Below are 15,960 nucleotides of genomic sequence, written 5' to 3'. Positions count from 1 at the left end.
GTAGTTACTATAGTTGATTTTTAAATTCATCACATCAATCAAAAAACATGAAAAAACTCATTACACTATCTACACTGCTTTTTATTTGTTTATTTACTCATGGTCAGGAAATAAAAGAAGTTTCTCGTAATTGGAGTGCTTTTAGTCAATCAGTGGAAGTCTCCACTAATTCCGAGCGAAAATTTAAAGTAGTTGCACACGTTAAAGTAGAAACAGAAGATCCTAAAGCTAAAGCGGGAATCTGGGCTAGAGTGGATAATAAACCAGATCAAGGAAGAGGATTCTTTGATAATATGGGAAATAGACCTATAAAATCAAATAGCTGGAATTCATATACTGTTCAAGGGATTTTAAATGATAAATCCGAAAAACTTGTTTTTGGTGGATTGTTTTATAATAACGGAACATTTTTCTATGATAAATTCGAGCTTTATATAGAAGATGACCAAGGAGAATTTCAGCAAGTAGATATTAAAAATGCTGGATTTGAAACTGAAATAACAGATCGTATCATTCCTATGTGGATTCGCAGTAATGATAAAGGAGTGATAACTTTGGCTAAAGAGTTCACTTTTACATCCAGTACAGATAGTGTGGATGGCTCATACTCTTTAGCTATTAAAGGAGAAGGTATTTCCAAAAGTACGGGAAGTATGGAAAGTTTTTTTCCAAACATCGGGATTATCATAACTATTGTTCTGATACTACTTTTCATCTTACCTTTGATTACGTATGTATCCTCTACAGATAATGAAAAATGGTCGATATGGTCACGTATTGGTTTTAGGTTTTCATTTATCTATTTTTTATTATTTATTTTTTTCCAAAATAATGGTGCATATCCTTTCTTTTATTATTTGGAACAAAAGCCAATTGAACTCATGCAAAAATTTGTTCCTTGGATAGGAGAGCACATCCTTGGAATACCATTTAAGCTTAGCACTGGTCCAAATGGGAGTGGAGATACAAGTTATGACTATTTGTTAGTATTTCTTTTCTTTTTAGCAGCTTTTGTAGGGACGTTAGTTTGGTCAGCTATAGATAAAAAACGTTCTAACTATAAATTCTTGTACTATTGGTTAACGACGGCACTGCGCTATTATGTGGGACTAATGCTAATTAGTTATGGATTGATAAAGGTTATTCAATTACAATTTTCAGCGCCGAGTTTTTATAGATTATTACAACCATATGGGGAATCATCCCCAATGGGATTAGCCTGGACATTTTTAGGTTTTTCTGAAGGTTATAACTTGTTCATGGGAATTGCAGAAGTTCTTGCTGGACTATTACTTTTTAGACGCACAACTACTTTTGGTGCTTTGATCACATTGATGACTGCCATGAATGTAATGGCAGTGAATTACTTCTATGATATCCCTGTAAAAATAATTTCTACGCATTTAGTGATTATAACGTTATTTCTACTTTTTAGGGATTTGAGAAAAGTAATGGAGTTTTTGGTAACTAACAAACAAGTAGAAAAATTAACTATTATAACGCAACCAAAACTAAAAAAAAGCATTCGTATAAGCTTACAAGTTTTTAAAGGTTTGGTAATTGCATATGCTTTTGGGTATGGTTTTTATGATGCATTAGAGTCTAGAGAATTATATGGTAGAGATCTTCCTAAACCACCGTTACATGGAGTGTATGAGGTGACAAACTTTGTAGTGAATGGCGATACGTTAACCGATTATAGAAGTGATAAACGTTGGAAAAATATTAGAATAGAAAGAGAAGGAAGCGTTCAGATAGAAAAAATGAGTAAGAAAAGGGAAAATTTTTCAATCAAAATTGATTCCTTAGTTGATGGAAAGATTAAATTCATTCCTTCTTCTGGAGATGTAGATTCTTTTGATTTTTATTATACAAAAACAAAGAACACTTTAGATTTTAATTTTATCCATAAAAATGATACCATTCATGGACAGACCACAAAAATGGGAGAGGATAAATTTTTGTTGGTCAATAGAGGTTTTAATTGGATAAATGAGCGACCTTATAATCGCTAATCTAATTTTGTTTAAAATTAATATAAAACAAAAGGGACTGCCTACATAAATTTAGACAGCCCCTTTTGATTAAATAGATGGTTCTATAACTGAGTTCCAAATTCCTAACGCATTTGTTTTCTCTGCATATTCTCGAAATGTAATAGGTTTTCTACCTAGTACTTTTTCGATGTCATTTGATATTTCAGAATTATCAGGGTTCCCAAGAACCTCGGTAAATAAGTACTCAATTAGCCAAATAAAATCTGCAGGAAGCTCTTCTTGTTGTAATGCAGATACATAAGCTTCTATGCTAAGAGGAGTAAATTGAATCTCTTTTCCGGTAATATCAGAGATGATCTGAACAGCTTCCTGAAAAGTAATAGCTTCAGATCCTGTAAGTTCATATATTTTTCCGTGATGTTGATCTTCGGTTAATGCTTTTACAGCCACTTGAGCAATATCATTTGCATCTACAAATGGAATTTTCATTTCCGAAAATGGTAAAGCTACATGACCTGCTAATATCCCTTCAACTAAAAAGTTCTCACTAAAATTTTGATTAAACCAATTAGCTCTAACAATAGTATAATTAATACCGGAATGTATGACAACTTGCTCACATAATTGGGCTTCTTTTTCACCTTTACCAGAAAGTAAAACTAATTTTTTTACATGCTGGTTTTTAGAAATTTCTACCAATTTTTCAATTGCTTGTAAGGCTCCAGGAACTGCTAAATCTGGTTGATAGGTAATGTAGATGGTATCCATTCCTTCGATGGCTGCAGACCATCCTTCTGGGCGATGCCAGTCGAATGATGGATTTTCTTGTCTAGATCCAACTCTTACATTGTGATCCTGATCTTTTAATAATTTAACAATTCTCTTTCCTGTTTTACCGGTTCCTCCAAGGACTAAAATGTTTTTTTTCATGATGTATAAAATTTATGTATTTAATTATGTTTGATATTTAAGATTGATGATAGTATAATGACCCAACTAGTAGCAAAACAAAGGATATTGTGGAGCTTATCGTTCGTATAAAATGCCACTGCTTCCAAGGGTTTTCAAATCTTTTACGGAGCATCTTAAGTTCTTCCAAAGAAACATCTGCCAAATTTGTTTTATCTAGGACTTCGTTTAAAGGAACATTTTTGAATATGGTTATGAAAACCACTCCAATAGTAAAGGTTAGACTAGCTGCTAAAAAGATCCAAAACGAAGCATCCTGGTGTTGATATTTCAAAAAGGCTACATAGCTATTGCTTATAAACGGTCCGAAAAATATGATCAGAAATATTGGATTAATGATCGCTCTATTCATTTGTTGAAAAGACAGTAAAAATCCTAAATCATCTAACTGACCTATTCCTGGAGTTATGGCATTGGTCCATGTAAAACATAGTCCTGCTGTTAATCCTGTTAACACAATACTTATGATCATGGTTGTTGTTTCGAAATTGATATCCATAATCGTTAGGCTTTGATTGTTTTTACTTTAGGATAAACCTTTATGTAGTAGAATAGCATGGCTACTCCCACAAGCTCTATCGCAATAATCCAAAAGCTGAAGTCTGTAAAAAACGTGTAGTAATTACCTCCATTTGGCATAATAAAGAGCGGAACAGTGATGAGCGTGTCTAAAAATGCTGCGATTAAAAAGAATACCACTCCTACTATATATCCATTAGTTGTAACGCCGTTTTTATAATATATAGAAGATCCTAACCAGACTAATGGAAGTATTGATAAAGATAAAACCATATTGGCTTGCTGTTCAGGGTTATGCAGAATTTGGAATTCATATGAAAATGTGAAAGCACAGACTGCTAAAATCCAAATTCCAATACCGATAGTTACTAATCTAAAAATTTTCATGTCTTATATTTTTTTGATTACAAGACAAAATTAGAATAGAACTTCTTGGATTATTTATTCCAAAAGAAGTATGATTTGTTCGAAAAGACGTTTATTTGATTTGACTAGGTCTATAGCCAAATTTTTTAGCGAATGCATTGGAAAAAGAGCTTAAGCTATCATACCCCACATGCCAAGCAGCTTCTTGTACGGTAGCTTTCTTTTTACTGATCATGCTATGAGCAGTAGTTAATCTTTGATTTTGTAAGTATTTAAATACGGGAAGTCCAAAAACTTCTTTAAACTCTTTTTTAAGTTTGGTAGTATTTAATCCCAATTCTTTAGAAAGCTCAGAAAGAGAAGGAGGGTTGTTGAGATTACTAGAAAGAATATCTTTTGCTTTTTGGAGTCTGTTTTTATCAATTGATTTTAGATGCTGTGCATGATTAGCCGCTAATTGACCAAAAAAATGTGATAATAATGTGGTTATTTGACTTCTGAAAAACATCATTTTAGTTTTCCCTTCATATTTTATATTAAAGAGACTATCGATAATTTGATGCATTTCTGGAGTCATGTAAAAGCTAGGACCTTCTACATAATGGTCTTTTGGGTGTACAAGGTTCTTTAGCAGTTCAGAGAACAGTTCTCCTTCTTGATTAGGTAGGTTTTTTAAATTTCGAGTAGCTGTTGCTATCACAATACATTCTAAGGGATTGTCTTTGGAAACTGTATGAATACAGTCTACCTGTTCATCTGCGAAAAAGGAAAGTGCCAGACCTTTGGTATAATTAAAATGATGAGAGCCCGTAGGAGCGGACATTTCTAAATCAACATTGCCAGATCCATAGAATGCCACTGCAATCACAGGTTCGTCGAATCTACAGGAGTCTTTGACAACTTCTTTAGAAAATGCGGTTTCCACCAAAATAGTGAAATCATTGATATCGATAATATCTCTGGTCATTTTAATAATTTAAAAGTACTTTCACTGACACCTCTAAGTTAGTAAAACCTAAAGAGTTTTTGATGACTGTTATATACTTTATAACATTTTATGAGTAATCTCTTTTCGTTCTAACCAATCTAAAGGTTTGGTGAGCTCATTTTTGTGGTTTTTTTTTTTACAAAGAAGTAATACTTTCTTTCCATAATTGCTTTCAGAATTACACCATTCCAGCTTTCTAATTATTTTTTCAGGAACTTTTATATTGCTATAAATTTTAAATCCAAATTTTGAGTAAAAATTCAACAAATTTTCAAATGGTAGGCACCAAATATTAGATTCCCCAAATGGTTTCTTCTCACATAAATTCTGAACTATATTTTCAGCAACTCCTAAACCCCTAAAATTTGGAAAGGTATAAATTCCTCCAAGTTCCGCATTGTTTTTATCAATTTTCACCAATCTACCAAGTCCTGCATTTTCGTTTTCAACTTTAGCAATAACAATGTATTCATTTTCATAATTGGATTGAACAAAATCAATTTCATTGTATTTAGCGTTTATCCAATCTATCTCATCTTTTTCAGCATGTTTTATAGTTACCGTTTTCATATTAACATCTCGTTTGATCAGCTTGCTTACAACTCAGGAGTTTATACAACGTTATACAGTATCATCGTTTACTTCTATCCAATATTTATTCGGATCCTGAAAATATACTTGTCTGATACCGTCTTTTCTTATGTAATCCTTGTTAGGAGTATCTTTCCAATCCGAGTATTCCACTTTTAGCTCATTTAGACGTTCTATAAACTCATCAAAACTAGCTGTAGATAAAGCAAAATGAACTGCTTTATTTGTTTTGATTTCGGCATTTGGACGTGGAATCAAGTGAAGTTGTTTCCCTTCGGCAAAGGACAACCATCTTGTTTTGGAATTAGAGGCAGTATTTTCAATTTCTTCAAGGCCAAGTAATTCTTGATAAAATTTAACCGATTCGTCAACATCTTTTACGGACAGTGCTATATGGTTAAATAAAAAGTTTTGCATGTATAATGAGATTAATGATGGATTACTAGAATGACTTCTTATGAATAAGATTCCTATTTATAGCGTTTCCACAATTTGAATATTGTTACCGCAAGTATCATTGAAAACTGCAAATTTTACCGTTCCCATTTCTGTTGGTTGTACGCTAAAGTCAACATCAAGTTTTAGGAGGCGATCATATTCTTCATCTACACTATCCACATCAAATTGAGTGTAGGGAATACCAGCTTCCATTAATGCATCTTGAAAAACTTTGCAAGGTTCGAAGTGATTCGGAGCAGGTTCTAATAATAATTCTGGTCCATCTTGCCATTCTGGAGAAACGAGTGTGATCCATCTGTTTCCGCCACCTAATGGAGCATCTTTTTTTATGATAAAACCTAGTTTTTCGGTATAAAATTTCAACGCTTTTTCTTGATCTCTAACAGGAATACTAATCAGGGTTACTTTCATTGTTTGTATGATTTGATTTATTTGTCAAAGGTTAAAAGTTTGTGTCTAATTCGCTTCTCGAAACTTGCTCTTTTTGAAATTGGCTTGGTGATTTTCCTGTTTTAGTCTTGAATAATTTACTGAATGAGCCTAAACTTTCGAAACCAACCGCAAAACAAGTTTCAGTTACTGACATTCCTTTTTTTAAATTTTTCTTTGATTGCTCAATACGTTTATCAATTAGATATTGTCTGGGAGTAAGTCCGTAATATCGTTTAAAAAGTCTATGTAAATGATATTTAGAAGTAGAGTTTACATCTGACAATACATTTAAGTTTAGATCTTTTTCAAAATTAGTGTCAATGAATTGTCGAGTTTCTATAATTGTTTGAATCTGCTGATCATTAGAATAGCAGCTAGCTTTGATATGGTTTATTTTTTCCTGGTAGAATGTCATTTCTAAAAGGTGTGGCAAACAAATTCTTTAGAGTCTGCGGGTTGTTTTAATTTTTCTTGATCCATTCGGTAGCTTCACCTTGCGTTAAAATGCATTTATTGATGAATCCTTTAGCATTAGTCACAAATTCAATTGTAGCTTTTGGTTTTACAATATCGACAATAAATTTTGAACTTCCTATAGATGTTAATTCCCTATTTATAGTTCTTTATTATTTGATCATCCCAAACTTGACATTCAATATATTTATCATATTTAAATCGTTCGTCATTTTTAGATTTTTCTTCAGATGGTAAACCATATTCGTCTATAAGACTTGGTATTTCATCTAATAAGAATACTTGTCCGTTGCTATCTTTTCGATAGGTTTTTAGTTTAGGTTCGTCATGAAACTGAAACGATACCATACTATCTGGATATGTGAAGCTTATATGTTCAGCCCTAAAGTCTGTTAGTAGAATTTTTATAACTCCTGGATTTGTATACCAAGATTTTGCAAACTCGCACGCTCCTAACGTAAAGTAAAAAGGATCTTTTCTATTTGGTTTCCCACCTTTTTGGATGAATTGTTCTCTAATTCTATTTTCTAACGAAAACCTTAAATCTATATAGTTTTTAGGTCTTTTACTATTCACTCCGTGTGTTATCTCGTTTTGAATATCTTTTGCTTTTTCATAACCAAACTCAGTGATATTTCGAAAAGGACCATTATCGAGTTCATAGTAATGAAATAAGAATTTAGGGATCTCCACTGTAGCATGTTTTATAAGGTAAACTGAAGTATAAGTATCTTAATGATCCAAAATGTTACTTAGTATATGAATTTTCTATTTTCAGGAAATGAGAATAACTTTGAGAAATAGTGTTTTTATGTAAAATGGTTGGTTTTTTTGAAGATAGAATTATCCTTTGCTAAAGGGTAAGATCATACTTCTAATATGATACCAATTCTAAATCTTGTATTATATTTTCGAAACTATTTACCGTAATACTACCGTTGGTAGGGATCATATTTTGCCATACCCAATTATAATGTGTAATTACTTTTTCCGCCGTTAAATGTGGTCTTTCATCAGTAGTGTGACCATCGGAAACAACAGTGATATGGTAATCCTTTGTTAATGCAGATTGAATCGTGGATTCTACACAAAAATCGGTAGCACATCCTGTAACTAATAGTTCAGTCACGCTTAAGGATTGTAGTTTTGATTGAAGCTTAGAATTGTAAAAAACATCATTCGCATACTTATTAATGAATATGTCAGTTGTGGTTACTTCTAATGATTCTAATAATTCCCATTCCCAAGTGTTTTTTTCAAAAGCTCCGGTTCCTGTTCCATCATGTTGAATATAAATCACGGGTAACTCTGTTTTGCGAAATACATCAGCTAATTGATTTATTCGTTTTACAACACCGTCTGTATCAAATCGAGGTGTTTCTTCAGTAAAAGAACCTTTTTGCATATCAATTATTAAAAGTGCTTTTTTATTTTTCATTAATGTTGAGTATTTGGTGATTTATTTATTTAGACTAAACTTAGTACGGAGATATGTATCTAGTTTTTTCGAATCGTTCTTTTACTTTCTACAGTAATTTCAGATCCTTCTGCAAGCATTACCGAATTTGGAGTTAAAGAATTTAAAAACTCAAATTCTTTGCCATATACAGCGCCAAAATCAACGTCGATATCGTAGTCATTTACTTTGTAAACTTGCCATTTAGGATGAGTCACTTCATATTCATTAGATTTCTGATGATTTACCTTTGCATAACCCCAATAATGCTCAGTGATGAATTCTGTTTCGCTATCAGCTTCGATAGGATAAGAATCGATACTTGCTTTTATCTCAATAGAATTCCATTTAGTATTTCTTTTCCATTTGTACTGAACTGTTCTTTCATCATTTTCAGTGCTCCAAACATGTTCCATAGGGAGCGTTTCATAGTTTTCGTTATAAACAGTATTGGCAACAAAGGTTAATGCACGTTTAGGAACAATTTCTTTAATAAATACAACACCTCTTTTCCATTCACCATTTTCAAATCTTTTTACATAAAACCTCAAATTTACTTCTTCAAAATTTACATGATAAGGGATTTTTATACCTAATAGCTTCGTTTTTACAAACATGAAACCAACCAGACTCACATAGCAGTTTCCATTCCATATGTCTAATTCTGTGCCGGCAGGTAAGTATTTAACAAGTACATTTTTATCAATTACATAATTGGCGAGTGCAAGTTTTCTCCATTCTGCCTTTAGAAAGCTCATTATCTATGGTTTTATTCCTTTTTCTTTCCCAAGGATATCTTGTAGTCATCTACACTACCTTTAATCTTTAGGTTGAGGTATTTTGTTTTTTTGTTGGGATCTACTTCTACAATTTCATCTTCTTGTTCTGGACTGATTATAGTATCTTTTTTGTTTCCAAACAGTTTTTGCCAAGAAGCTTTTCTTACAGTTTTCCAAGGTATTCGTAAGAAGTAATCAATATTTTGATTGCTATCATGTGTTCCAGATAACTCCATATGGCCTAATGTAGATTCAATAGTCATAGAAGGGATGTTGATTCTTCCCTTATTAATATCCAAGTTGTTTTGCAAAGTGTCAAATCGAATATTTTGAAGGTTTTTATCTCCCATATAATCCGAAAGGGCTAGCATAGGATCATAATTTTTTAACCTTCCATTTAATACTTTTACATCCATTTCTACCGTAGATTGATCAAGATCGGGTACCATATCAGGATATACTCTGATCTTTCCTTTAATTCTGGAGGTAAGTTTTCCTTGTAAATTTTCTGAAACAAGATGATCTTGCCCAAAGTTCTCAAACTTGAACAACAGTTTATCCAGATCTACATTCTTCATCACCAAATCTGGACGCATATAAATATGTTTAGGATCACTACCATTAAAATATCCACTTAATCGAATATTTCCTCCGGCAGCATTCATATGCAAAGTATCCACATAAATATAGTGATTAGGTGTTGTCCTTATATCCGCTTTGATGTTTTGAAGATCTATTCTATGATAAATAAAGTGTGCTATATCTACTTTGAATTGCATATCTGTAAAAGGCAATTCGTATAAGTTAAAAGCTTCTGCATGTTCTTTTACATCTGCCGTTTTAGAAGCGGCTACTTCCGTCGGTTTTGATGATGAAACATCGAATTTAAAGAGGGCATCAAAGTCGATATAATTAGCTTTTACGGCAAGATAATTATCCCTTTTCTTTATTTTCTGATCTTCTCCGATGTAATAGTTAAGATCAAAATTAAAATTAGTTGTTCCTATTTCTCCATGAAAATCTTTTATCACGATGTGTTCATCTTCGTAATGAATATTTCCTCTAAAATTGTCAAAGCGAAGAGGATGCAGTTTCATTTTTGTATCCAATTTGTCTAACGTAAGATCAATAGAGTGTAAAGCAGAGTCTTTGTAATGCATACTGGATGCAAAATGCAAAGCCAAATCATCAAATTCTTCATGTCGATATTCTTCTGGCACATAATTTTCTCCTTTATAAGAAAAAATGTCTTCGAGTTTTAACTTTTTAGAAGTTAGATTAATATCTAAATCAACATCGCCATTCAGTTCGGGTTGCATCCAAAAAGCATATTCGTGTACCAGCCCATCAAGATGAAAATCGCTATCATCTATATATCCAGTAAAATCTACAATTTTTAGATCTTTATCATCGATAAGTACATCCGCATGGAAATCATGTAGTTTATGTGGATAATGCTTTAAATCGGCATACAAACTATCGATAAAAAACTCTCCTTTAGGTAAATATTTAGACTCCGTAAAGTCTTTAGCAGAAGCTTTAAAAGAAAACCCCATACTTAGCTTTTTTATTTGTTCATCGAAACCAGTTTTGATAGAATCTTGATTAGAAAAACGTGTTAGCTGGGCGATATCGAAGTTTTTAGAACTAATATCTAAATGGACATCTACAGGAATATCTGTATGATGTACAATAGCGGGTAAGTCTGAAAGAAATCCACTAATAGACAAATCAGATTCTCCGATTAATAATTCAAACTGGTTTAGGTTTGCTTCTTTACCGTTCATCACTAATTGAACGTTGAGGTCATGTAATGTAGCAGGAAGTTCTTTAGCTTTTAAACTAAGATCTTTTATATTTAATTCTGCAAAATACGCTTGATTTAATTTTTGTAGTGCCTTTTCAGGATTATCAATATCAATAATATCATGAAAGTTCATTTTTAAGGACACTTCGCCAGAAGTATTTTGTACTTGCTCCAGCTCAAAAAACTCTGTAATAAAATTAAGATTGAAATTGGAGTTTACTTGCATATCAACTTCTGGAGATTCAAAATTTTTCACAAAAAGCGATCCTTTAAATTCTCCTTTTTCTAAAGAAGCAGTCATATCTGTTAGCGAAAATTCCATGGTGCTGGCATCTCTATTACTACCATTAGTAAAATAGCCATTGAATCCCATATTATCTATCTTTTTCGCCTTTTTAGTATTTTCTAAATATGCTTTGCCAGCACCAAAATTGGCTTTTATAAAGGGTCTATTTCCTTTGTTAGCAGGACCTTCAATTTTAGCATTAAAATAAATTTCACCTGCATTTCTATATTTCTCTAAAACAGGAATAACATCTGTAGGAGCAAAAGCAATCAGCATGTCGAAATTAGGCTTTGTTCCGTTGATAGAAAGATCTAGATCTACATCATTCTTTGTATCTATAGATCCTTCTAATTCGAAATCTCCATTTTCCATTACAATTCCAGAAGGAGCGATATCAAGAATTCCTGTCCTTTCATTAAATACTAGATCTGTATGTACTTCGAAATGTTTATTATGAATAAAGGTGGTATCTCCATCTTTAATGACATTTAACTCGAAATGAGTATCTACATGCCCAGAGATCATGCTGTCTTTCTGACTAAATCCACCATTACCAGCATATATGAATTTTTCTACATCCGAATTTGTAGCTTCGTCTAAGGTGTGAACATCCAAATTTTTAAATCGAATCTTTTTAAGATGAATATTAGTAGAGGAGGACTCCGATTCTGATGTGCTTGCTAATGAATTTTGAATATTCGTGGTATTGTTTTCATGAATGACAATATTAAAAACACCTTCTTCTACGACTAGTGATTGTATGTCATAGTTTCCCTTTACGATATCCCATAGATTGAAACCTACATAGGTATCTTTTACATCCATAATAACGGGAGCATTATCTTCTTTGGTTTCAAAAATTTTGACATCATACACTTTTATAGAAACGTACGGAAAATTACTAAAAAGAGAGAGTTCACTTTCTCCAATGCTGACTAAACCCTTATGTTCTTTATTTAGTTTTTCAATTTCTCCTTGAATGATTTCGGATTGGTTACTTTGGATATATAGCATCAGGCCTCCGACTACTAAAATTGGGGCTAAGATTACTATTAATAAAATTCGTTTCCAGAATTTTTTACGCTTCAAGGTGGTGGTATTTAAGGTTATAAAAGATGTTCGACTTTAAAAGTAACGAATTCATCGGAAAAACCACTTTGAAGTTTTAGATATTTGATTGGAGTTTCTGTTTTTAACAAATTTGGATAGTGTATTACTAACTATACGTACAATAGCTTCTTACACATGAGGTATTGATTTATAAGTTTTGCGTAAACCAAGGATTTGATTTATTCCCATACATAAAACAAAAAATGCTATAATTCCGATAATGATATTTCCAGTTTCGGTAATCCCAAAAGGTTTAAAGATTATAAGTAAGATGCTTCCTATTACCCAGATGAAATCTTGAATAATAATCCAAACAACGGCTGGTGTTCGTTGTTTTTTTATTTCGAACCATATTGTCATAGCGAAGTATAGTAGTGATAGTCCAATGACCCAAAAGGGAGTATTATTATTAATTCCAAAAAGCGTTGCTATTTGTTGATTTAGAAATACCATTAGAATACCTGATGTGCTGGAAAATAAGGCGTTTAATTGAAGTGATTTTTGTAAAGGATTCATTTGTTTAGATTTTTAAAACAAATTTCTACAAACCACACATAATCTCTCTTGACAAATGTTAATTAATGCATTTTCCTTAATCTACTTAATGATTCGGGAGCAATTCCCAACATAGAAGCTATATACTGCAAAGGAACATACTTAAAAAGTTCGGGTTCTTCGTTCATTAATTTATCATACCGTTGCTTTGCCGTAGTATGCAATTGAAAAAACATCTTATTTTCTAATAAGGCAAAAGAATTTGCCAATAAAATATTATCAAACTCTAACCACTCTGGATAGGTTTTGTTTAATCTAAAATGGTTCTCTCTCGTAATTGTGTAAAGGTTACAGTCTGTAATGGCTTGTATATTCCAACTGTTATTAGTCTCAAAAATAAAACTACTAAGAGAGGTTATAAATCTTCCTTCACTGCCTATCCATAAGGTTATTTCTTTTCCATCCACGATATTGTACAACCTCATGTATCCAGATACTATAAAAGCCATTTTTCTACAAATTTTTCCAGCTTGAAGGAAGAATTCTCCTTTATTGATTTCCAAGGGCTCAAAAAAAGAAAGAATATGATCTAGGGATTCGTTTTTTATAGATACTTGGCTTGCAATACAGTTTTTTAGTTTTTCCATAGCGTTTACTTAGAGCTAAAGGTTTTCTTTATAGATAAACAGGTCGAAAATGTACTGGATGTTCAAAATACATTTGTAAAAATTTTCTTGGATACCATAGTAGTAGAGAGGATCTATTTATGATGCCTGTGGTTTTGGTTTAAGGGGTTTTTAATAACTCTGTAGATACCCATCTTAATTTTCCATTATTTGAGAAAAATATAAATTTTCCGTCTGGAGAAAGAGAAGGTGCAAAATCTTGATTAGTAATATTAATTTTATCTCCTAAATTTTGCGGTGTCGTCCAGTTATTGGATTGATTTTTAAAACTTACATATAAACTACTATTACCGTTTTGGTTGATAGAAAAAATTATAAAATGTTCATCGGGCGAAATATAAGGATCAAATTCATATTTCTCCGTGCTTAGTGGTTTTCCTATGTTTTTTGGTTCTGAGAACTGATTATTAGCTAGTACTTTAGTGGTGTAGATATCAAAAGATCCTTGACCACCATTTCTGTTCGAAGAGAAGAATGCATTTCCTTTATTAGAAATAGAAAAGAAATATTCATCAAACTCATCAGTATTAATTGGTTTTGGTAATGGTTTAGGTTTCATCCATTCTCCATTTTTATGATCAGCATACCAAATATTGAAATCTAAATTTTTATCAGTAGCGCTGGTTGGCCTTTTAGAAATAAAATAGATTCTATTACCATCTTTCGTTAGGAAAGGGTCCGCATCATTATAGTTAGGATCAGAAAAGGAAGCGATCTTGGGTGTACTCCACGTATCACCTTTCTTTTTTGAAAAAAAAATGTTCTCACTAGATGTAATAGTCGTGAAGTAGATTTCATCACACTTTTTAATCTCAACATTAAATTTAAAACTTCCCTTTAGGTCTAATATTTCCGGGTCGAAATCTCTAGGAGTTGTAGTTGGTTTTTCAAGTCCGTAATAATCACATAGATTTTCTTGAGCTCTTATTTCTTGAGTAACAAGTACACATGAATAAATAAAAATTAGTTTTTTTAGGATAAGCCGAGTCATGATTGAATATAATTTTAATTGATGAATGGTTACTAAATTAAACAAAAAACGGTTTGAGAATAAACCCAAACCGTTTTTATACTTTATTGTTTTCTAACATGGGATTTAATTTTTTCTAATAAATTGACTTTTTACAGGTTCTCCGCGATCCACTAATGTATCATCTTCATAATAATTTCGGAATTGAGCTGGCAACCCAATTCCGTTCAGATAATTTGGACTGTTTTGTAAGTGGTAGTGTAAGTGTGGACCAGTAGAGTTTCCGCTATTTCCTGCTTGGCCTATTTCTTGTCCTTTTGTAACGATGTCTCCTAAATTTACCAAAACAGACCCTTTTTTTAAATGTGCTAATAAGGAGTATTCGCCATTAAAATGATCTATTAATATATAATTACCTGCAAGATTACTATCATTGATATTATCATTTACGGTCCCCGATAAGTAATTATCATCAATATTATTTTCCATTGCAATGATTTTACCATTTGCAGGAGCATTTAAACGTTTTCCAAAACAATAATGGTTTTCGTTTTTACTACTATCACCAGAAAAACTACTGCCATCAATCACAATGGCTAGGTCATACGCATATCTCTGACCCGTTCCTCTAGTGATAAAGTGATGTCCTCCATCTTGGTGGGTTCTACCACCAACGAAAACGTACCATTCTTCATTAAAAGGTAATTCTAAATCTGTTTTGGTTTGATAGTTTAGATAAATGTCTTCATCTTGTTTCCCTTCATCCCCGATGAGAGTTTTGGTACAGGAGAATAACATCAAAATGAACAGAAAAGAAATAACACATATTCGTTTCATAGTGTAATTAGAATTTATAATTAATACCCAAGTTTACCTGATATTGAAGTTCCCTAAAAGCATTGGAGATTTGTAATCTATCATAATTAAAGTCATAGCTTAGTTGTCCACTTAGTTGTTCAGAAAAAGAGTAGGAGTATCCTATTTTCCATAAGATACTTTGAAAACGATTTAATGAATATACATTAGCGTTTGAATTCGTAATTCTAAGTAATAGAGTAGGGAGCGTTAGTTTAGAAAATAGATGTTGTTTTTGATTAATTTGATAGGAAAATCTACTTGATAGCCCTAGTGTTTGATCAAATACAAATTGATTATTAGGATTGATGTCATATAAAGAAAGATCACTGTATGATTCCAACCCTACATGAATTAGGAGTCTATTTTTATTATAGATTTTTTTTAATGAAGCAACGCTTATACCTATTTTGGTGTATTCAAAATTTAAAAGAGAGCTTACATTGTTCTCCACTTCGGATTGTAGATAATCTAATTGAACTTCAAATATTTTTTCTTTTTTGGTGATTCGTTGATACTTAAATTTATAGATAGCGCTGTTATAATCATATCTGGAAACAGGTGCTATTTCCAAGTTTTTTAATGCACCAACATTATAACCAATAGAGAAGTCGAATGAATTGTTTTTAGAAAGAGTTTGCCCGTTAAAATTTGTAAATGATAATACGCATATTACAACAATTAAGAGTTGGTTTTGTTTCATTTAAGGTATAGGTTGTTA

18 protein-coding genes are annotated in these 15,960 nt (G+C 32.0%); 1 reads left to right on the top strand and 17 read right to left on the bottom strand.

All coding sequences use genetic code 11. The features are described 5' to 3' along the window. Positions 1–47: 47 nt before the first annotated feature. Positions 48–2,015, top strand: a complete 1,968-nt coding sequence (locus tag ABD077_RS23510) for a hypothetical protein (protein ID WP_343914653.1) — start codon at positions 48–50, stop codon at positions 2,013–2,015. A gap of 69 nt (positions 2,016–2,084) precedes the next feature. On the opposite strand, the gene ABD077_RS23505 is transcribed toward ABD077_RS23510, so the two are convergent. The 17 genes from ABD077_RS23505 to ABD077_RS23425 form a co-directional block, all read right to left on the bottom strand. Then, a complete protein-coding gene (locus tag ABD077_RS23505) occupies positions 2,085–2,927 on the bottom strand; it encodes an NmrA family NAD(P)-binding protein (RefSeq protein ID WP_343914652.1) in 843 nt (280 codons plus the stop codon). Positions 2,928–2,964: 37 nt separating this feature from the next. Further along, positions 2,965–3,465 carry an anthrone oxygenase family protein gene (locus ABD077_RS23500; RefSeq protein ID WP_343914651.1) on the bottom strand — a complete coding sequence of 167 codons (501 nt, stop codon included), beginning with the start codon at positions 3,463–3,465 and terminating at the stop codon, positions 2,965–2,967. Between the two features lie 5 nt (positions 3,466–3,470). Next, positions 3,471–3,872, bottom strand: a complete 402-nt coding sequence (locus ABD077_RS23495) for a DUF5367 family protein (RefSeq protein WP_343914650.1) — start codon at positions 3,870–3,872, stop codon at positions 3,471–3,473. A 91-nt stretch (positions 3,873–3,963) separates the two neighbouring features. Beyond that, on the bottom strand, positions 3,964–4,818 hold the full coding sequence (locus ABD077_RS23490) for an AraC family transcriptional regulator (protein ID WP_343914649.1): 855 nt from the start codon (positions 4,816–4,818) through the stop codon (positions 3,964–3,966). A 78-nt stretch (positions 4,819–4,896) separates the two neighbouring features. After that, on the bottom strand, positions 4,897–5,409 hold the full coding sequence (locus tag ABD077_RS23485) for a GNAT family N-acetyltransferase (RefSeq protein ID WP_343914648.1): 513 nt from the start codon (positions 5,407–5,409) through the stop codon (positions 4,897–4,899). A gap of 51 nt (positions 5,410–5,460) precedes the next feature. Further along, entirely contained in the window at positions 5,461–5,847 is a 387-nt protein-coding gene (locus ABD077_RS23480) for a VOC family protein (RefSeq protein ID WP_343914647.1), read from the bottom strand. Between the two features lie 57 nt (positions 5,848–5,904). Beyond that, on the bottom strand, positions 5,905–6,300 hold the full coding sequence (locus ABD077_RS23475; protein ID WP_343914646.1) for a VOC family protein: 396 nt from the start codon (positions 6,298–6,300) through the stop codon (positions 5,905–5,907). 31 nt (positions 6,301–6,331) lie between these two features. Beyond that, positions 6,332–6,736: a helix-turn-helix domain-containing protein gene (locus ABD077_RS23470; protein ID WP_343914645.1), complete on the bottom strand. Its 405-nt coding sequence runs from the start codon at positions 6,734–6,736 to the stop codon at positions 6,332–6,334. Positions 6,737–6,930: 194 nt separating this feature from the next. After that, positions 6,931–7,488: a hypothetical protein gene (locus ABD077_RS23465; RefSeq protein ID WP_343914644.1), complete on the bottom strand. Its 558-nt coding sequence runs from the start codon at positions 7,486–7,488 to the stop codon at positions 6,931–6,933. A 181-nt stretch (positions 7,489–7,669) separates the two neighbouring features. Then, positions 7,670–8,233: an isochorismatase family protein gene (locus tag ABD077_RS23460; protein WP_343914643.1), complete on the bottom strand. Its 564-nt coding sequence runs from the start codon at positions 8,231–8,233 to the stop codon at positions 7,670–7,672. A 59-nt stretch (positions 8,234–8,292) separates the two neighbouring features. Continuing rightward, positions 8,293–9,009 carry a YqjF family protein gene (locus ABD077_RS23455; protein ID WP_343914642.1) on the bottom strand — a complete coding sequence of 239 codons (717 nt, stop codon included), beginning with the start codon at positions 9,007–9,009 and terminating at the stop codon, positions 8,293–8,295. 11 nt (positions 9,010–9,020) lie between these two features. Further along, a complete protein-coding gene (locus ABD077_RS23450) occupies positions 9,021–12,212 on the bottom strand; it encodes an AsmA family protein (protein WP_343914641.1) in 3,192 nt (1,063 codons plus the stop codon). 150 nt (positions 12,213–12,362) lie between these two features. Further along, positions 12,363–12,749 carry a hypothetical protein gene (locus tag ABD077_RS23445; protein WP_343914640.1) on the bottom strand — a complete coding sequence of 129 codons (387 nt, stop codon included), beginning with the start codon at positions 12,747–12,749 and terminating at the stop codon, positions 12,363–12,365. A gap of 62 nt (positions 12,750–12,811) precedes the next feature. Beyond that, on the bottom strand, positions 12,812–13,375 hold the full coding sequence (locus ABD077_RS23440; RefSeq protein ID WP_343914638.1) for a Crp/Fnr family transcriptional regulator: 564 nt from the start codon (positions 13,373–13,375) through the stop codon (positions 12,812–12,814). Between the two features lie 139 nt (positions 13,376–13,514). Continuing rightward, a complete protein-coding gene (locus tag ABD077_RS23435) occupies positions 13,515–14,405 on the bottom strand; it encodes a TolB family protein (protein ID WP_343914637.1) in 891 nt (296 codons plus the stop codon). Between the two features lie 105 nt (positions 14,406–14,510). Continuing rightward, positions 14,511–15,221: a M23 family metallopeptidase gene (locus ABD077_RS23430; protein WP_343914636.1), complete on the bottom strand. Its 711-nt coding sequence runs from the start codon at positions 15,219–15,221 to the stop codon at positions 14,511–14,513. Between the two features lie 7 nt (positions 15,222–15,228). Further along, a complete protein-coding gene (locus ABD077_RS23425) occupies positions 15,229–15,942 on the bottom strand; it encodes a hypothetical protein (protein ID WP_343914635.1) in 714 nt (237 codons plus the stop codon). Positions 15,943–15,960: the final 18 nt, after the last annotated feature.

This window comes from Aquimarina litoralis (assembly GCF_039523995.1).
Classification (GTDB): domain Bacteria; phylum Bacteroidota; class Bacteroidia; order Flavobacteriales; family Flavobacteriaceae; genus Aquimarina; species Aquimarina litoralis.
The sequence above is the reverse complement of the archived record's forward strand: the minus strand, read 5'-3'. Positions and strand labels throughout refer to the sequence as shown.